Origin of the sequence: Acidovorax sp. SUPP950 (assembly GCF_030158935.1) — a bacterium.
GTDB lineage: Bacteria > Pseudomonadota > Gammaproteobacteria > Burkholderiales > Burkholderiaceae_C > Paracidovorax.
In genome coordinates, this window is the sequence record NZ_BQXE01000002.1 from 626,097 (window position 1) to 644,597 (window position 18,501).

General features: G+C 68.0%; 13 protein-coding genes. 5 read left to right on the forward strand and 8 right to left on the reverse strand.

Annotation, left to right across the window (positions count from 1 at the left end; all coding sequences use genetic code 11):
* Positions 1-13 precede the first annotated feature (13 nt).
* Complete coding sequence (locus AVME950_RS11985) at positions 14-1,093, forward strand: M91 family zinc metallopeptidase (protein WP_284429995.1); 1,080 nt, start codon at positions 14-16, stop codon at positions 1,091-1,093.
* A 137-nt stretch (positions 1,094-1,230) separates the two neighbouring features.
* Complete coding sequence (locus AVME950_RS11990; protein WP_284429996.1) at positions 1,231-4,407, forward strand: amino acid adenylation domain-containing protein; 3,177 nt, start codon at positions 1,231-1,233, stop codon at positions 4,405-4,407.
* Positions 4,408-4,530: 123 nt separating this feature from the next.
* On the opposite strand, the gene AVME950_RS11995 is transcribed toward AVME950_RS11990, so the two are convergent.
* The 6 genes from AVME950_RS11995 to AVME950_RS12020 all read right to left on the reverse strand — a co-directional run bounded on the left by AVME950_RS11995 (position 4,531) and on the right by AVME950_RS12020 (position 13,844).
* Positions 4,531-6,831 carry an NADP-dependent malic enzyme gene (locus tag AVME950_RS11995; RefSeq protein WP_284411130.1) on the reverse strand — a complete coding sequence of 767 codons (2,301 nt, stop codon included), beginning with the start codon at positions 6,829-6,831 and terminating at the stop codon, positions 4,531-4,533.
* A 181-nt stretch (positions 6,832-7,012) separates the two neighbouring features.
* Positions 7,013-8,761: a methyl-accepting chemotaxis protein gene (locus AVME950_RS12000; protein ID WP_284429997.1), complete on the reverse strand. Its 1,749-nt coding sequence runs from the start codon at positions 8,759-8,761 to the stop codon at positions 7,013-7,015.
* 357 nt (positions 8,762-9,118) lie between these two features.
* On the reverse strand, positions 9,119-9,772 hold the full coding sequence (locus AVME950_RS12005) for a TetR/AcrR family transcriptional regulator (RefSeq protein WP_284429998.1): 654 nt from the start codon (positions 9,770-9,772) through the stop codon (positions 9,119-9,121).
* 132 nt (positions 9,773-9,904) lie between these two features.
* Positions 9,905-10,600 carry a GntR family transcriptional regulator gene (locus AVME950_RS12010; RefSeq protein ID WP_272567760.1) on the reverse strand — a complete coding sequence of 232 codons (696 nt, stop codon included), beginning with the start codon at positions 10,598-10,600 and terminating at the stop codon, positions 9,905-9,907.
* A gap of 32 nt (positions 10,601-10,632) precedes the next feature.
* Positions 10,633-12,474: a methyl-accepting chemotaxis protein gene (locus AVME950_RS12015; RefSeq protein ID WP_284429999.1), complete on the reverse strand. Its 1,842-nt coding sequence runs from the start codon at positions 12,472-12,474 to the stop codon at positions 10,633-10,635.
* A gap of 86 nt (positions 12,475-12,560) precedes the next feature.
* Positions 12,561-13,844 (reverse strand): C4-dicarboxylate transporter DctA, encoded by a 1,284-nt coding sequence (locus tag AVME950_RS12020; protein ID WP_284426197.1) that lies wholly within the window; start codon positions 13,842-13,844, stop codon positions 12,561-12,563.
* A 265-nt stretch (positions 13,845-14,109) separates the two neighbouring features.
* Between AVME950_RS12020 and AVME950_RS12025 the strand changes: the two genes are divergently transcribed.
* From AVME950_RS12025 to AVME950_RS12030, 3 genes are all read left to right on the forward strand, one after another.
* On the forward strand, positions 14,110-14,814 hold the full coding sequence (locus tag AVME950_RS12025; protein WP_349817233.1) for a DUF6402 family protein: 705 nt from the start codon (positions 14,110-14,112) through the stop codon (positions 14,812-14,814).
* A 44-nt stretch (positions 14,815-14,858) separates the two neighbouring features.
* Positions 14,859-14,996, forward strand: coding sequence for a DUF6402 family protein (locus tag AVME950_RS24320; RefSeq protein ID WP_349817234.1), 138 nt, complete (start codon positions 14,859-14,861; stop codon positions 14,994-14,996).
* Positions 14,997-15,247: 251 nt separating this feature from the next.
* Positions 15,248-15,457, forward strand: a complete 210-nt coding sequence (locus tag AVME950_RS12030) for a hypothetical protein (protein ID WP_349817235.1) — start codon at positions 15,248-15,250, stop codon at positions 15,455-15,457.
* A 22-nt stretch (positions 15,458-15,479) separates the two neighbouring features.
* Here AVME950_RS12030 and AVME950_RS12035 read toward each other — a convergent pair whose 3' ends face one another.
* Both AVME950_RS12035 and uraD read right to left on the reverse strand, forming a co-directional pair.
* Positions 15,480-16,724: a M20 family metallopeptidase gene (locus AVME950_RS12035; RefSeq protein ID WP_284430000.1), complete on the reverse strand. Its 1,245-nt coding sequence runs from the start codon at positions 16,722-16,724 to the stop codon at positions 15,480-15,482.
* On the reverse strand, positions 16,721-18,496 hold the full coding sequence (gene uraD / locus AVME950_RS12040; RefSeq protein WP_284430001.1) for a 2-oxo-4-hydroxy-4-carboxy-5-ureidoimidazoline decarboxylase: 1,776 nt from the start codon (positions 18,494-18,496) through the stop codon (positions 16,721-16,723). Before uraD ends, AVME950_RS12035 begins: the two co-directional genes overlap by 4 nt.
* Positions 18,497-18,501: the final 5 nt, after the last annotated feature.

Consider the following 18,501-nt stretch of genomic DNA (forward strand, 5'->3'; position numbering starts at 1 on the left):
CAGGGCTCCGGTCATGTCGGTCGATGGCATCCCGATCAGCAAGATCGATGCCCGGTTCCAGGCGCTGACCCCGGTGGTGCGGCGCTGGCGTGAACCAATGCGGTGCATGCTGCGGGAGGGGCTCCACAGTGGTGCCTGGCGGGCGGATCCCCTGCGGGCACGGTCGAAGGGCGGGAGGAAGGCGGAAGAAAGGCGGGCAGAGCCAGGTTCGGTATTCCGGCGGCGCGTTCGCATCCGTGGTGACCGGTATCACCCCGTGGTGTTTCAATTTTCTTTTTTTGAGCGAGCCGGAGCCATGCCCATCCAGCCCAGTGCCTTTCCTGGCGTATTCATCCGCACATCGGAGAGGGCGTCCCGAGATGGAAGCGGCCCCGCGCTGCAGGGCGCCGAGTTCGTGCGGCGCAACGAGTCCGCGTTGCAGCAACTGGCCTCGCGGGATTCGGGCCGTGCGCTGCTGCGGCAGATCGAGGCCATCACCGCGATGGCTCCGCGCAAGCGGGTGGTTCTGACCCCTGCCCAGAATGGCAAAGTGCATGCGCGGTCGTTCCGGCGTGACGACGCCACGCAGGAACGTGTCGGCTTGCACAACCCTTCGGACATCGACACCTACCTGAGCGAGCGGCCCGGGGCCAGTGCCTTCATGCCGTTCGTGGCGGCGGTCCCTTTGCCTGGTCGCGAGACGCCCGGTGCGGATGAAGTGTGGGTCTACACAGACCCCGAGGTCGCATGGCGGTACCCCACGCCGGAGTCCGGCGACGGCGAGCCCAGCCCCGCAGACTACGTCGCCACGCTGGCACATGAGTTGATTCATGCCCGGGACAGCCTGCACGGCATCCGGCCCGCGCGCACCGCCGACGAAACCGTTTACCTGCATCCTGTCAGCCAATCGACGATCTTCCGTTCACTGCTGCCCTCAGAACTGCGCACGGTCGGCGTTGGCGCCCATGCCGGCGCCGAGCCTTCGGAAAACACGATCCGGGCCGAACAAGGGCTGACGCAGCGCCCCAGCTACCACGGCTTCACGACAGATGGTCACGGCGACGTGGCGGCATTGTCAGTGGTGCCTGGTAAAACGCGGGACGGGTCCGTCTGAAGGGTGGCCGGGCCTGGATCGCCAACGTTTTCCGTATATCGATATGCGGGTTTTCCCCAGGTGGTGGTTTCGCTTCCCGGGCGGGTGCTTCGGCACTTCCAAAAAAAGCCGGCAGGCGAGGCAAGACGATGGCTCGCATGTCTTTGCTCTCCAAACTCTCGAACCGCTTCGGTCTGGCCCGCTTCAGCGTTGACACGCCCGTGGGCCAGACACAGCAGACCCCATCGATCCCCAGTACCGCGGTGCGGCCGCCCCTGGACGGCCCGGCGCGTCGCCGCTCCAGCGCCGCAGCATCGACCTTGCCGCCGCGTGGCGTTCTGCCGGACAGGAATGAGGCCGCTGGCCACGCCAACGTCCCGGCGGCCGCGCAGGCCGCTGCCGTCCTGCCCCAAGCCACCCATGTGCTGCTCGATGCCATGGCGCACGCCGAGCCCGACGGCTCCGTGTTGACGAATGCGCTGTTCGGACCGGGCCGGCGGGGTTTCGGCGTGACGGAGGGCCTGGTCCATGGGCTGAATCACCTGGATTTTTCGCGCATGGCACCGATTCCGGGGCTTCCTGGCGCGCCCACCGTGATCCTGGCCGAAGCCCTGGCCGCCGGGACGGGCGGCGACGCACGGCTGGCGCTGGACGCGCTGGAGCGCCTGCAGGATTTCGATCCGCAGCAGGAAATCGCCGCGGCCTGGCAGCAACGGGCGGGTGCGCCGGACGATGATGCCGCCTTGGTCTTCTACACGCCCGAAGGCTCCGTGCACGGGGGCGACGGCGAGCCGGCTCCCTTGTCACCCCCGGGTTCGCGCTCGCCATCGGCTTCGTCGATGGAAGGGGGTTCGGTCTATCACACGCCCTCGGCTTCGCTGGATGGCGGCCCTGACCGGTCGCTGCCGGGCTCGCCGCGGCGCTCCGATGCCGGCCAGCCGAGCGATGCCACCTTGGCGGCACGGCGGGCGGTGTGGCAGGTGGCGGCCGCCCTGGCCGGTACGCCCACGGGCCTGGAAGTGCTCCAGGCCATCGTGGCCCGCCCCGTGGATGCGGCCCACCTCCAGGACTTCACGCTGCTGCTCAAGGCCGCAACGGCGATGCCCCCCCAGCACGCGGAGCGGGGTGATCCTGCTGCCATCCTGGCCAGCGAATCGGCTCTGGACACGCTGACCGGCAAGGCCGTCGCCTGCGCGGCGGCGCGCATGGCGGGCGAGGTGGACGCGGCCCAGCCCCACCAGTGGGCCTTGACCGCCGTGCGCAACGACCTGTTCCAGACCGGGCCGGGAACGGACTTCGCCGCCATCAACGCCCGCCTGATGAAGACCGGCCGCTGGATCAAGCGCGCCACGCCCGAGCGCGCGCGCCTGCTGCGCAACCCGATCGTCGGCAAGTCGCCTTTCCGGGCCCTGCGGCACGGAACGCAGAACGTGGAGCGGGGCCCGGCCATCGCGCGCCACCGCCTGGCGCGCGAGACGGCGCTGCGCCAGGCCGCCGCCGCCCTGGTGGAGCCGCTGGCCGCCGCTGCGCGACGCGCGCGCTCGCCGGGCCCCGGGCTGGTGCCCGATGGCTTGCTGCGAGCGGCCGTGCTGGAGCATTGCCTGCAGACGCCGGCACCGCAGCCGCTGGAGCGCGCCGGCTTCGACGAGGCGGCCCGCGCCGACATCGCGGCCCGCCTGGCGGTCCGGGTGTCGAGCAATGCCGGATCCGGCTTGGCGGAGCAACTGGCCCAATCGAAGCAGCTGCAGGCCCTGGCGGACCTGCGCCTGGATTCGCAGGCGATGAGTGCGTGGTTTGCCGAGGTCCGCCCAGCGAGCGGCAGCGACGGGGCGCAGGCGGCGCAACCCACGGAGGAAGGAGCGCCAGCCCAGGAGGCGCCCTGGGTGCAGGCCGTCTCCACGGCGCTCGTGCGCGCCGAGGAAGAGGCCGAGGGGCGGGACACCCGGGTGCCGGTGATCACGCGCGAGACCGTGCGTTCGGCCCTGAAGGACATCATCGCCAACATCGAGGGCTCTTCCCGGCTGCGGCTGAGCAGCGGCGGGCTGGTCGGGGTGGGGCTGCGGCAGATCACGTCGTCGATCAGCGCGGTGGCGAGCGCTTTCTTCCTGCGCGGGCGGGTCGATGGCCGGGCGCAGCGCGGCCGCCAGGCGGTCTTCGAGATCGCCATGCCCCCCTACGACATGGAGCTGGTGCTGGGATCGCAGCGCCAGGCCTCCAAGCAGATCGGGGTCGGCGCCTTCGTCGGGCCGGACATCGGTGTGGCCAAGGCGGGGGTCAACGTCGATACCGTGTTCTACGGCAAGGAAGAGGCCGAAATCCAGGGCATCTCCCTGCGCCTGCCGCGGGTCGGCCGGCCGGTGCCGGAGCTGCGGGCGGAGTTCTCGGCGCTGGTGGACGCGTTGCTCGACGGCAGCGAGGGCGGGGCGCAGGCGGACGACGCCACCCCGCTGCTGCAGCGCCTGCTGCAGGAATTTCCCGAGCTGACGGTCAACCGCATCGGCCTGGCCGGCGATGGCCGCCGCCGGCATGGGCTGGGTGCGGACCTGATGGGTTCGATCGGCAAATGGGGGGCCAAGGTGAGCGCCGGCGTGGGCGGCTTCGTGGAGGCCCAGCGCAACGTCACCAAGCACTATGCCGACGCCACCGGGCGCATGCGCGTGGAGCGGTCGATCGCGGGGCATGCCACGCGGGTCGGGGCCGGGGCCAAGGTGTCGGCCGGCCCGTCCGCCAGCGTGGCTTCGAGCACCTCGTTTTCCGGCGGGGTGGACCTGGCGCTCGCGGCGGTGCAAGCCGGCGTGAGCGCGGAGCACATCCTCGCGGGCCAGTTCCAGCGGCGGGAGGCGGTGTACGAGGACGGCCGCCTGCACCCGATGTCGTTCGTCGAGACGGAGTACCAGAAGGTCGACGCCTTCATGAACGCGGTGACGCCGGAGCTCGGAGAATGGGTGGAGGCCGGCGCCGACCCTGAACGCCTGGATGGCCTGCTGGCCGACATCCGCGACCACGCGGCGCCCACCCACAGCTTCGCCGCGCGCTACATCGTGACGCCCGAGGCCCGCGCGCGCGACGATGCCTACCGCTCGTCGATGCAGCTGTGCGCGCAGCACCCGAGCGGCCTGCCGCAGGCGGTCTCCGCGCTGGCCGAAACGATCGAGGCGCAGTGGAAGGACCCGGCGGCCAAGCAGCCCTATTCGCTGCGCTCGTACGAGCGCAACACGGTGCAGAAGACACAGGGCGTGGATCTGGTGGTGCAGATGGCGAGCGTGGAGGCGGCCGAGGCCTCGCACATCGACAACCGCCTGGATGTTCCGGCACAAAGGCCCCGCCGCGCGTGAGGCGCGGGGGATCGATCTTCCATCCCGGGGATGTCAGCCGGTCATGGGGCGCCGTGCCTTGCGCAGGAGCCTGCCGCCCGCACCATCCCCCGGGCGGGGATGGTGCGGGCGGCGCCCTTGCGTTCAGCGGGCCTTGGCCGCTGCCGCGTTCGCCGCGGCCAGCGCGGTCATGTTGACCACGCGGCGCACGGTGGAGGAGGGCGTCAGCACATGGGCCGATGCCGCGGCACCCAGCAGGATCGGGCCGATGGTGGTGCCGTGGCTGCCGGTGGTCTTGAGCACGTTGAACAGAATGTTCGCCGCGTCCAGGTTGGGGCAGATCAGCACGTTGGCCGAGCCCGACAGCGTGCCTTCCAGCAGCGCGGTGTGGCGGATCTTCTCCGACAGGGCCGAGTCGCCGTGCAGTTCGCCGTCGCACTCGATGTGAGGCGCCGCCTTCACGAACAGGTCGCGTGCCGCGCGCATCTTGCGGGCCGAGGGGCGCGTGGACGAGCCGTAGTTGGAGTGCGACAGGAACGCCACCTTCGGCGGCAGGCCGAAGCGCTGCACTTCCTCGGCCGCCATCAGCGCGATCGCGGCCAGTTGCTCGGCATCGGGCGCCTCGTTGATGTACGTGTCGGCGATGAACAGCGTGTGCTGGTCCAGCGTGAGCGCGTTCACCGTGGCGAAGTCCGGCGTGCCTTCCTTCAGGCCGATCACCTGGCGCACATGCTCCAGGTGGTGGTCGAAGCGGCCCACCAGCCCGCACAGCAGCGCGTCGGCGTCGCCCAGGCGCACCATGAGCGCGCCGATCAGCGTGTTGGAGCGGCGCACCGCGGCCTTGGCGGCCTCGGGCGTGATGCCGTCGCGGCCCATGAGCTGGTGGTAGGCCTCCCAGTACTGGCGAAAACGCGGATCGTCCTCGGGGTTGCAGATCTCCACGTCCTTGCCCGGCTGCAGCCGCAGGCCGGCCTTCGCGATGCGCGTGGCGATGACGGCGGGGCGGCCGATCAGGATCGGACGCGCCAGGCCTTCGTCGACCGCCACCTGCGCCGCGCGCAGCACGCGGTCGTCCTCGCCCTCGGCATAGGCCACGCGCTGGGGGGCGGCCTTGGCGGCGGTGAAGACCGGGCGCATGAACATGCTGGTCTGGTAGACGAAGCGGGTGAGGCTTTCGCGGTAGGCCGCGTAGTCCTGGATGGGCCGCGTGGCCACGCCCGAGGCCTCGGCCGCCTTGGCCACGGCGGGGGCGATGCGCAGGATCAGGCGCACGTCGAAGGGCGTGGGGATGAGGTAGTCGGGGCCGAAGGACAGCTCCTGGCCCGCATAGGCCGCGGCCACCTCGTCGCTCATCTCGGCCTTGGCGAGGTCGGCGATCTCGCGCACGCAGGCCAGCTTCATCTCCTGCGTGATCTTGGTCGCGCCGCAGTCGAGCGCGCCGCGGAAGATGTACGGAAAGCACAGCACGTTGTTGACCTGGTTCGGATAGTCCGAACGGCCCGTGGCGATGATGCAGTCGGGGCGTACGGCCTTGGCCAGCTCGGGGCGGATCTCGGGCTCGGGGTTGGCCAGGGCCAGGATGATCGGCTTGTCGGCCATGGTCTTGACCATCTCGGCCGTCAGCACGCCGGGGGCCGAGCAGCCCAGGAACACGTCGGCGCCGTTGACCACGTCGGCCAGCGTGCGGGCCTCGGTCTTTTGCGCGTAGCGGGCCTTGGATTCGTCGAGGTTCGCGCGGCCGTCGTGGATCACGCCCTTGGAGTCCACCACGAAGATGTGCTCGCGCTTCACGCCCAGGCCCACCATCACGTCCAGGCAGGCGATGGCGGCGGCGCCCGCGCCCGACACGGCCACCTTCACCGCGCCGATCTCCTTGCCCACCAGTTCCAGGCCGTTCAGCAGCGCGGCGCTGGAGATGATGGCCGTGCCGTGCTGGTCATCGTGGAACACGGGGATGTTCAGGCGCTTGGAGAGTTCGCGCTCGATGTAGAAGCACTCGGGCGCCTTGATGTCTTCCAGGTTGATGCCGCCGAGCGTGGGCTCCAGCGACGCGATGATCTCCACCAGCTTGTCGGGATCGCGCTCGGCCAGCTCGATGTCGAACACGTCCACGCCCGCGAACTTCTTGAACAGGCAGCCCTTGCCCTCCATCACCGGCTTGCCGGCCAGCGGACCGATGTCGCCCAGGCCCAGCACGGCCGTGCCGTTGGTGATCACACCCACCAGGTTGCCGCGCGCCGTGTAGTCGAACGCCAGCGACGGGTCGGCCTGGATGTCCAGGCAGGGGTAGGCCACGCCCGGCGAATAGGCCAGCGACAGGTCGCGCTGGTTGGACAGCGGCTTGGTCGGCGTGACCGAAATCTTGCCGCGGCTGGGGTTGCGGTGGTATTCGAGCGCGGCTTCGCGCAGGGCCTGCTCGGCTGCGGACAGTGTGTGTTGTGTCATGGATGGAGATCCTAGGGAGAAATGCGCAGGGAGCTTACTCCAAGCGGGGCGCGGAAATCCTCCCTGCCAATGCGGATTGCGCATGGCGTGCAACGCGTTCGCAAGGGCCCGCGCGATGGCGCCGCCATGGTGCGGGCATCCCGTCGCCATGGTGTCGCCATCGCGCCGCCATCGCACGGCTTCAGAAGCTTTCCCACGCTTCCTGGCTGTCCTTCGGAGGCAGCGCGCGCGGCACGGCCCGTGCCGGCGCGGGCCGTGGTGCCGCCGCCCTGGCGTGGGGGAGGGCGCGGGCCGGCTGGCTGCGATGCACAGGCGCCTCGCGCGGGCGCAGGAGCGGGGCATTCGCCCTGGCCGCAGCCGGCGGTGCCGAAGGCATGGGTGCGGCTTCGTCGAGCTTGAAGACGCCCACGGCGGCCACCAGCTGCTTGACCTGCTGGTCGAGGCTGTCGGCCGCCGCCGCGGATTCCTCCACCAGGGCCGCGTTCTGCTGCGTCACCTGGTCGAGCTGCATCACGGCTTCGTTGATCTGGCTGATGCCCGAGGTCTGCTCCTGCGTCGCCGACGTGATTTCCTGGATCAGGTGGCTGACGCGCTGGACCTGCCCGACGATGTCCTCCATGGAGGTGCCCGCCGCATTGACGAGCTGGCTTCCGTTGGCCACCTTGTCCACGCTGTCGTGGATGAGCGTCTTGATCTCCTTGGCGGCTTCGGCGCTCTTTTGGGCGAGGCTGCGGACCTCGCTGGCCACCACCGCGAAACCGCGGCCCTGCTCGCCGGCCCGGGCCGCCTCGACGGCGGCATTGAGGGCCAGGATGTTGGTCTGGAACGCGATGCCGTCGATGACGCCGATGATGTCGGCAATCCGCTGGGACGAGTGGTTGATCTCCCCCATCATCGACACGACCTGCCCGACCACCTCGCCGCCCTTTTGCGCGGCCTGGCTGGCGGACTGGGCCAGTTGGGCGGCCTGCTTGGCGGTGTCCGCGCTGCTCATCACCGTGCTGGTCAGCTCCTCCATGGAGGCAGCGGTTTCCTCCAGGTTGCTCGCCTGCTCTTCGGTGCGTTGCGACAGGTCGGCGTTGCCGGTGGCGATCTGGGTCGCGCCCACGGCGATGTTGCCGCTGCTCGCGCGCACCGTGCCGACCACCTCGCGCAGCGAGGTCTGCATGGTCTGCATGGCCGCCACCACGCTGCCCGGAGCAGCGCGGGAGGTGTCGATGGGGACGGTCAGATCCCCCTGCGCGATGGCACCGGCCACCCGGGCCACATCGCCCGGCTCGCCGCCCAACTGGCGCGTGAGCCCCCGCGTGAGCAGGACGCCGACCAGGATGCCCAGGACCACCCCGCCGATCGTGAGGCTGATGAGGATGAGGCGCACCTGGAGGTAGATCTCGGTGGTCTTGTCGTTCAACTCCTTGGCATTGCCTCGCTTGCGATCGACGAGCTGCCCCAGCAGGTCGTCGGCCTTGTCCGCGATCGACCGGACCTCGTTGATCTTCATCACGGAGGCCCGCGTGTTCGACAACTCCTCGGTCTGAAGGAGCGCCAGCACCGCTTGAAGGCCGGCATCGTAGGCTTGCAGCGCCTGCTGGGTCTCGCGGACCCGGGCCTTGCCCTCGTCGGTCACGAAAAAGTTGCTGGCCTTGGCCAGCTCTTCGTGCGTGGTCTTCAGGCGTGCCTGCACGGAAACCGTGTGCATGCGCCGCTCGTCTTCCGTCGTCGCCAGCACCGCACTGCGGATCGCCCGGCTCGCGCCGATCAACTGGATGTTCGCCTCCGTGGCGTGGGACAGGCCGGTGATCTCGCGCTCGTACATCAGGTCTGCCAGGTCATTGATCTCACTGGATCGCAGGATGCCGGCCGTACCGATCAACGCGCCGATCGCCGCGACTGCCAGAAAGCCGGCGATCAGCTTGGTGCCGACCTTCATTCGTTTAAACCATTCCATTTTCGAAGCCCGTTTGGATTGTCAAAAACCAGCGGTGGCGCTGGCGACGCATTGGATTGCCGCAGGAATGGCCCGTGCCTCGTGAGCACTGGGGTGGAGGGGCGTTGATTCAAGAGGCGCCGTGATGCACCTCTTGCCAGCAAGGTCGAGAGCCGCTGTTGTCTTTTGTCGTTGTGGGAGCGGATGGCGAAGCCTTGCAGAAACCCATCGCGGGACCGTGCCACTGCCTGTGTAACCAATGGTTTCAAATCCTATCAGAAATGAAACTGATGGGTTTCATTAATGGCCAGGCCTGTCAGCAAGCAACAACAAGAGGAGATGTTGAAACCCTACTGGCGCTCAGGTGGCGCGGCAGCCGGCCAGGAACACCGCCACGGACCGGTGCATGAGCTGCGCCTGCTCCTCGGGCGATCCGGGATGCATCGCGAAGGCCGCCAGGTTCTGCGCCGGCGACGAGATCAGGCTGGCGAACACCTTCGCCAGGGTGGGCAGGTCCACCACCACCATGGCTTCGCTGGCGAACAAGTCCGCCAGATGCCGTGCCAGCAGCGCCAGGTATTGCTCGATCAATCCATGGACCAGCGGGGCCAGCTCCGGGTGGAGCGCGATGCCATGGATGGCGAATCGAAGCCAGTTCTGCATGCCGGGGTGCAGCAGCGTGGCATTCATTTCCATGCCGATCCGCACCAGCTTGTCCTGCAGGGGCAGGCCGGGCGCGAACTGGAAATCGAGCTGCAATGCCGGCAGCGCGGCGGCCGCCAGCACCTCGCGCAGCAGGTTTTCCTTGGACTCGAACCGGGTGTAGATGGTGCGCTTCGTCACGCCCGCCGCAGTGGCGATGGCTTCCATGCTGGTGCCCGCGTAGCCGTGCTCCAGCATGAGGGCGGCTGCCACATCGACAATGATCTGGCGCAGCTCCTGCGCGCGCTGGGCGCTGGGGCGCCCGAGGGGGGAGCGGCCGACGGACGGGGCACGACCTTCGGTTGGGGGCATGGTGGCGGGTCGTGTCTGTCGCTGTGGGGCACGAATGCTACGCCCGCGCCGCCCATGCCGCCTGGGGAACTGCCTCTAAACGGAGATGGGATGGCGAACCGGTGGCGCGCCCGATGGGCTGGCGCGTGCGAATCAGCCCCGCGTGCCGTCCCGCGCCGGCAGCGGCGCCAGCGAGTCGCGCAGGCGGTCGTGCGTGCGGGGCGCCTGCGAATCGAGCGCCTGCTCCACATGCCCGATGTGCGCCAGCATGCGCTCGCGCGCCAGGGCCGTATCGCCGCGCTCGAGGGCCTCGACGATGGCGGCGTGCTCGGCGCACGACTGGCTGGCCTCGTGGCGCGACTGGTAGAGCGAGGCGGCCAGCGTGGTGCGCGCGGTGAGGTCACGCAGGATGCCGCTCAGGCTGCGGTGGCCCAGGGCTTCGGCCAGGCACACGTGGAAGTCGGCCAGCAGGAAGGCCCGGGTGGCGGCATCCGCATCGTCGATGGCCTGCTGCTCCTGCGCGATGTGCTGGCGCAGCCGGCGCACCACTGCCTGCAGCGGCCGCCCGGCTTCGGCCAGGATGCCGGATTCCACGATGCGCCGCGCCGAGAAGGCATCACGGGCGTCTTCCACCGAAGGCTCCACCACGTACCAGCCCCGGCGCGGCCGCACCTCGACGAAGCCGCGCGCCTGCAGTTGCATGAGCGCCTCGCGCACCAGGGTGCGGCTCACGCCGAACAGGGTGGCCAGCGCCTGCTCGCCCAGCCGCTCGCCGGGGGCGAGCTTTTGCGCCAGGATGGATTCCACCACCTGCTGGGCGATCTGGGTCTGGCTGCTGGCACCGTTCATGGTGGGCAAGGGGCGGTGGCGGCCGTCGCTTTTCAGCGTGGCAGGGCGAGGGGCGCCGCGCCGCCGTGGCCTGCGGCGTGCTTGTCCAGCGTGAAGCCGGCCACGGTGCGCGACAGGTTGTGCGCCTGCTCGTTGAGCACGCCCGAGGCGGCGGTGGACTCCTCGACCAGCGCGGCGTTCTGCTGCGTGGCGCGGTCCATCTCGGCGACGGCCTGATTGATCTGGCCGATGCCGGCGCTCTGCTCGGTCATCGAGCTGTTGATCTCGCCGATGATCTGCGTGACGCGCTGGATGCTGTCCACGATCTCGCCCATGGTCTCGCCCGCCGCGCGCACGCGCTGGGTGCCGGTCGTCACGCTCACGCCCGAGGCGTCGATGAGCGTCTTGATCTCCTTGGCCGCCGTGGCGCTGCGGTGCGCCAGGCTGCGCACCTCGCTCGCCACCACCGCGAAGCCCCGGCCGTTCTCGCCGGCACGGGCGGCTTCCACGGCCGCGTTCAGGGCCAGGATATTGGTCTGGAAGGCGATGGAGTCGATCACGCCGATGATCTCGCCGATCTTGGACGAGGCCTTGGAGATCTCGTCCATGGTGGTGACCGCGCTGGCCACCACTTCGCCGCCCTTGCTGGCCGATGCGCTGGCCGAGGTGGCCAGGCGCGTGGCCTGTGCCGCCGCTTCGGCGGACTGCTTGACGGTGACGGTGAGCTGCGACAGCGAGGCCGAAGTTTCCTGCAGATTGCTGGCCGAGGTCTCGGTGCGGTTGGACAGGTCGTGGTTGCCGGCCTTGATTTCGTCGGTGGCCGTCTTCATCGATTCGACGCCGTGGCGCACGTCCTGCAGCACGGTGCCAATCTTGTCCACGAAGGCATTGAACGACGAGGCGATCTGCGCCACCTCGTCGCTGCCGGAGACGGGCAGGCGGTGCGTCAGGTCGCCGCCGCCCGAGCCGATCTCGTCCATGGCGTCGCGCACCTCCGACAGGCGGCGGAACGACTTGGCGGTGAGCATCGCGCCCACCGCAGCCGCCAGCACGGCCAGCAGCACGATGGCCACGGCCAGCGTCTGCAGCACGCTGCGCAGGCCGGTGGTGGCCTCGGCCTTGTCCAGGGCCACGATCAGCGACCAGTCGGTGCCCTGCACCGGGCGGGCCTTGAGCAGCTTGGCGCTGCCGTTGAGCTCCACCTCCATCGGCCGCGTCGCGCTTGCGAGCGAGGCCATGGCGGCGGGGGTGAGCAGGGGCGAGAGTTCGGTCACCGGCTTGAGGCTGAGCTTGGCGTCCGCGTGGGCCAGGATCTGGCCGTCGCTGTTCACCACGAAGCCCAGGCTGCTCGGCGTGGGGCGGATGGCGGCGACCACTTCGCGCACGCCCTCCAGCGGCACGGCGCCGTTGACCACGCCCTGCAGCGCGCCGTTGCGCAGCAGCGGCGCGACGAAGGCCACATAGGGCACGCCGGTGGTGGAGTCGCCATAGGGCTTGGTGACCGCCAGCTTGCCGGCCTGCACCGCCGCCTTGTACCAGGGGCGCGCCGTCGGGTCATAGCCCGCGGGGGTCTGCGTGGTGGACTTGAAGGTCTTGTCCTCCCAGCCCACGGTGGTGATGGGAAAGCCGTTGGCCTTGCCCATCAGGGCCACGTAGCCCTGCGGATCGCCCTGTTCCACGACCGCCGCGGTGGCGTTCACGGCGGCCGCCTTGGCGGACACCCACTGGTCGATGGCCATCGTGTTGCCCGCCGTGATGGCGTTCAGGTCCTGTTCGATGGTCTCGAACGTGTTGGTGCGGGTGATGGAGTAGGTGGCGGCACCGGTCACCGCCAGGGCACAGACGACGGTGGCGGTGCTGATGACGAGGATCTTGGAGCGCAGAGACTGGATCATGGCGGCCTCGGAAAAAGAAGTCCTGCATTACACCGTAATTGCGTTACCGGTGCTTACAGCATCCTGGAATGTGTGTGGAAGCCGCACTACACGTCCGTGGGCGCATCCAGCGCCTTGCCATCCAGCACGGCATGTGCTCGGTTCCGGTCGATGTCGCCTTCCCACGAGGCGATGGCCACCGTGGCCACGCAGTTGCCGATCAGGTTACCCACCGCGCGGGCGATGCCCATGAACCAGTCCACCGACAGCACCAGCACCAGGCCGATCGCGGGAATGGCCGGAATCGCATGCAGCGTGGCCGCCAGCACCACGATGGCCGAGCCCGGCACCCCGTGCGCGCCCTTGGAGGTCACCAGCGAGATCGCCAGGATCGTCAGCAGGTCCGCCATGGAAATCGGCGTGTTCGTGGCCTGCGCGATGAACACCGCCGCCAGGGTGATGTAGATCGAGAACGCGTCCAGGTTGAACGAATAGCCTGTGGGAATCACCAGGCCCACAGTCGAGTCGCGGATGCCCATGTGCTTGAGCTTGGCCATGACCTGCGGCAGCACGCTGTCGGACGACGTGGTGGCGAACACCACGGCCAGCTCCTCGCGCAGGTAGCGCAGCAGCTTGAACAGGCTGAAGCCCGAAAACCGCATGATCAGCCCCAGCACCACGGCCACGAAGATGAACACCGCCGCATAGAACAGCGCGACCAGCAGGCCCAGCTGCTTGAGCGAGCCGATGCCGTACTTGCCCACCGTGAACGCGATGGCCCCCAGCACGCCCAGGGGTGCGAGTTGGATGATCAGGCCCATCGCCTTGAACAGCACGGCGGAAAAATCATCGATGAGCGAGACCACCCGGGCGCCGCGCTCGCCCACCAGCGACAGCGCACAGCCGAACACGATGGAAAACAGCAGCACCTGCAGCACGTCGCCCGTGGAGAACGCGCTGATCGCCGTGTTGGGAATCAGCTTGAGCAAAAAGTCGCTGAAGCCGCCCCCCGCCAGCTTGTTGGCGTTGTCGGCATAGGCGCCCATGGCCGAGGCGTCCAGCGCCCGCGGGTCCACGTTCATGCCCACCCCCGGCTCGAACACGAAGGCCAGCACCAGCCCCAGGACCAGCGCGATGCTGGTGACCACCTCGAAATAGATCAGCGACTTGATCCCCACGCGGCCCACCCGCTTCAGATCCCCCGTGCCCGCGATGCCATGCACCACCACGCAGAACACGATGAGCGGGATCAGCATCTTGATGAGCTTGATGAAGCCGTCGCCCAGGGGCTTGAGCTGCACCGCCCACTGGGGCCACAGCAGACCGACGATGACGCCGGCGATCAGGGCCAGGACCACCCGGCCGAACAGGGAACGGAAAAAGCGTTGCATGGGATCTCCGAGAGTCGTCACATTGGTTCACCAATCTTGCATACAAGAAATGTAGACATTCGTCGGCCCGGCGGGTTGGGGGTTATCCCGTGTGTGGCGCAGGCTCCACGGAAGAGCGCCGGTGTCGGTTCGGAGACCGATCCGTGGAACCGCAGGCTTTTGATTGGTAACTATTAATCACCATGCGGGCGATGGCGTTTACCGATCTCCTGCCTATCATTCGCGCCTGCCAATGGAAGGCTTGAATAACAAAGGGAGTGAAGCCATGAATGACATCGTGACAGTGCCGCAAGCCGCACTGCGCGCTGAACTGGTGCGCAAGCTCGCGCCCAAGTACGCCACACGGCTTTTTCAGCTGCGTGACATTCCGAATGTGATGCGGTCCCGGCTGGGGTGGCCGGTGGCGTCGAACTTGATGGAGCGGTGGTTCAACGGGGCGGCGTATCAAATCACCCCAGAGGTGAAAGCCAGCGCGGAGGGCCAGCGATTGACTCAAATACCTTCTTCGCAACTTGCGGAAGATCTCGTGAGCATGCAATGGGCTCTTGGCTTTGCTCGTGTTAGAGATGCGATGGCAAGGCTGCAAGCCAATTGGGCAAGTCCAGCTGGATTGGCAATGTTGAAGCGCCGGGTCGGGGACCAGCTTTTTGTCCAACAGTGCTGGCGTCTCGGGAATTTAGCCCTGCCCGCCAAAGTTCTTGAAAATACTTGCCAGGTGAACTTTCTTGTCTTTGGCCAATGGAGCGATCCGATGGACGACTTTTATGGGGCGATGGGAGAAGCACAACTCAAGGTGGCTGTGTCTGGAATGGTCTCTTCTTCAGGGCAGGGGCGGGTCACTGTGGAAATCGACGAATTGGGTTTTTACCTGCGGGATGCGTACGATTTCAATGACAGCCGATCTTTCATTTCTCAGCCTTTGGGTTGCTGGGATTCAACGGCATGGAATGCGGCATTCGCACCAGATTGAATGTGCCGATTGAAGAAGTGACAGTAGACGAGGCCCCTTCATCCGTGCAGCGCTACAAGTACATCGTGCAGAACCAAGACTTTCGCCGTTGGAGAGAGAAGCATCACCGGGGCGGTGATTTCATGGTGCTTTCAAACGTGCATCGAATCAAACTACCTTTTCCGCAGAAATTCTCTTGGTGAGCGTATGCAAATCGTCCGCAACCACCTGAAAAAAGTCTTTTGGCTGTCGATTTTTTTAGGGCTCGTAAGCGGGCTCTGGCAGGGTTCGCAACCCCGCCTGTTTCATACCGCGATTTTTAGGGCTCGTAAGCGGGCTCTGGCAGGGTTCGCAACCCCGCCTGTTTCATACCGCGATCAGTCCTCGAAAGGTCTACCGAGTCGAGTATTACGAGGCGTCGTACCTGCAAAGTCTCATCCACCATGATTTCAAGATGCCTGCATTTGCCCGGCTATACCGCATCCAGCCTGAAACCCTTCTTGGTGAAAGCAATGTGGCGGATCTCTGGATGAACGGGGAGCTCTACTGGTGGCTGAATCCGCCCGTCAATGCAGTGCAGGTCGGGCGCGACATCGTTTTCGAGAACGTACCGCCGGAATGTACGGATTGCCCCAGGCTGCCGGCGTCCGCCGTCATGCCCTGACCGGCGAGCCGCCGTCCTCTCTTCACCCCAGCAGGTCGTGCAGCGTTCGCGCCACCACCTTGGTCGCGCGCCGCAGGTCTTCCAGGTCCAGGCGTTCGTCGGCGCGCTTGGCGTGCGACTCCAGCACGGTGCGCGGGCCGGCGCCGTAGATCACGCCGGGAATGCCGGCCTCGCCGTACAGGCGCACATCCGTATACAGCGGCGTGCCCATGGCCGGGATCGGCTGGCCGAAGAGTGCCTCGCCGTGCTTTTGCAGCGCGGCCACCAGCGGGGCGTTGCCCGGCAGCGGCTGCATGGCATTGGCCAGCAGCAGGCGCTTGATGTCCACCGTGATGCCGGCGCAGCCCGCGGCGGCCTCGGCGATCACCTGACGGATGGCGGCCTCGACCTCGGCGGGGTTTTCCTCGGGGATCATGCGGCGGTCGAGCTTGAACACGACCTTGCCCGGGACCACGTTGGTGTTGGTGCCGCCTTCGATGCGGCCCACGTTCAGGTAGGGGTGCTCGATGCCATCCACCTTCGAGGTGATCTGCTGGTAGCGGGCGTTCTGCGCATAGAGGGCGTTCAGGATCGCGACCGCGCCCTGCAGCGCGTCCACGCCGGTGTGGGGAATGGCGGCATGGGCCATCTTGCCGTGCACGGTCACCTCCATCTGCAGGCAGCCGTTGTGCGCCGTGACGACCTCGTAGCTGAAGCCGGCGGCCAGCAGCAGATCGGGCCGCGTCAGGCCCTGGCGCAGCAGCCAGCCCGGGCCCAGTTCGCCGCCGAACTCTTCGTCGTAGGTGAAGTGCAGTTCCACCGCGCCCTTGGTCGGTTTCGCCACGGCCTCCAGGGCGCGAAGGGCGAAGGTGAAGCTGGCGAAATCGCTCTTGCTCACCGCGGTGGCGCGGCCGTAGATCTTGCCGTCCACGATCTCGCCGCCGTAGGGGTCGTGCGTCCAGCCTTCGCCGGGCGGCACCACGTCGCCGTGGGCATTGAGCGCCACGGTGCGGCCGCCCGCGGCGGTGGCGCCCTCGCCATACGGCCGGCGCACGATGAGGTTGGTGATGGATTCCATGCCGTAGGCCTTGACCTCGGAGTCGGGCACGGGGTGGCGCTCGGCCTCGTAGCCGAAAGCCTGCAGCAGCTGGGCCGTGCGCTCGGCGTGCGGTGCGTTGTTGCCGGGCGGCGTGTCGGTGGGCACGCGCACCAGTGCCTGCAGAAAGCGCACTTCTTCGTCGAAATGTTGGTCGATCCAGGCGTCCAGTGATTGGTAGGTGCTGCTCATGGGGTTTCGGTGGCCAGTTGGTTCAGAAGGTGGGAGAAGGCGTCGACGGCGAGCTGCATGTCGTCGCTGGTCGTGCTTTCCAGGGGGTTGTGGCTGATGCCGCTGTTCAGGCCGCGCACAAACAGCATGGCCTGCGGCATGATTTCGTGCAGCTTCATGGCGTCGTGCCCGGCACCGCTGGGCATGCGGTGCACCGGCACGCCCAGTGCGTCCACCGCGCGTTCCCAGCGCTGCTGCCACGCGGGTGCGCTGGGCGCGGCGGCGGCGCGCATGGTTTCTTCCAGCGTGTAGTGCATGCCGCGCCGCGCGGCGATGGACTGCAGCGCAGCCAGTACATCGGCCACCAGCGAATCGCGCTGGGGATCGGTGGGGGCGCGCAGGTCCAGGCTGAACTGGCAGCGCCCCGGCACCACGTTGATGGAGCCGCCGGGCACGTTCAGCAGGCCCACGGTGCCCACCGAGTCGCCGTCGCGCGCGGCACGCGCCTCCACCGCGAGGATGAGTTCGGCCACGGCCGCGGCCGCATCGCGGCGCCGGTCCATGGGCGTGGTGCCGGCGTGGCTCGCCATGCCGTGCATCTCGCCCACGAAGCGCACGCTGCCGTTGATGGAGGTGACCACGCCCAGGGGCAGGTCCAGTTCGTTGAGCACCGGGCCCTGCTCAATGTGCACCTCGACGAAGCCGAGGTAGCGGCCCGGGTCGCGCTTCAGCTTCGGAATGTCGTCGATGCACAGGCCGGCATGCTGCATGGCCTCGCGCAGGGTCACGCCGTCGGCGTCCTTCTGGTCGAGCCACGCCGGGTCGAAGTCGCCGATGAGCGCGCCCGAACCGAGGAACGTTGCCTTGTAGCGCTGGCCTTCCTCCTCCGAAAAGCCCACCACCTCGATGCCGAAGGGCAGGCGCCGGCCCTGGCGGTGCAGCTCGCGCACGCAGGCCATGGGCACGAAGATGCCCAGCCGGCCGTCGTACTTGCCGCCGTTGCGCACGGTGTCGTAGTGGCTGCCGGTCATGAGCAGGGGCGCATCGGGCGTGGCGCCGTGGTAGCGGCCCACCACGTTGCCCACCGCGTCCACGGCCACTTCGTCGAAGCCGCAGTCGCGCATCCAGTGGCTGATGCGCTGCGCGCAGGCGCGGTGCGCATCGGTCAGGTAGGTGACGGTGAGCTGGCCCTTCTCGGCAAAGCCTGGGTCGCTGTGCTGCGCCAGGGTTTCCTGCCAGTCCCAGATGCCGTTGCCCAGTGCGGGCGCCACGCCGAACAGGTCGTTCAGGCGGATCTCGGCGATGCGGTGGATGTTGCGCAGCGCCTCGGCCAGTTCGAAGTCCGGTGGATTGGTGAGTCGGCGCGCGAAGGTGTCGATGATGTCCTGCCGGGGCAGCCCCGTGCCGCGCGGGCCGCGCACCGCGAGGATGAACGGGAAGCCGAAGCGTGCGTTGTACTCGGCGTTGAGGTGCTGGATGCGCGCGAACTCGTCGGGCGTGCACTGCGTGAGGCCGGCCGTGCCCTGCTCGCGGGCCGACTCGGCCGTGAGCGCGTTCGCCACCATGGCCTTGCCCGCCAGTTCCGGATGGGCGCGCACCAGGGCCAGCTGCGCCTCGCGCGGCGCCTGGGCCAGCACGCGCACCATCGCGTGCTTGAACTGCGCGAGCGAGCGGAAGGGCCGCGCGGCGAGCGCCTGCGCGGCGATCCACGGCGAATGCTCGTACAGGCCGTCCAGCAGGTGCGCGGCCTCTTCGGGGGGGGCGGCATTCAGTTGTTCGAGGGTGAGGGGCATGGCGT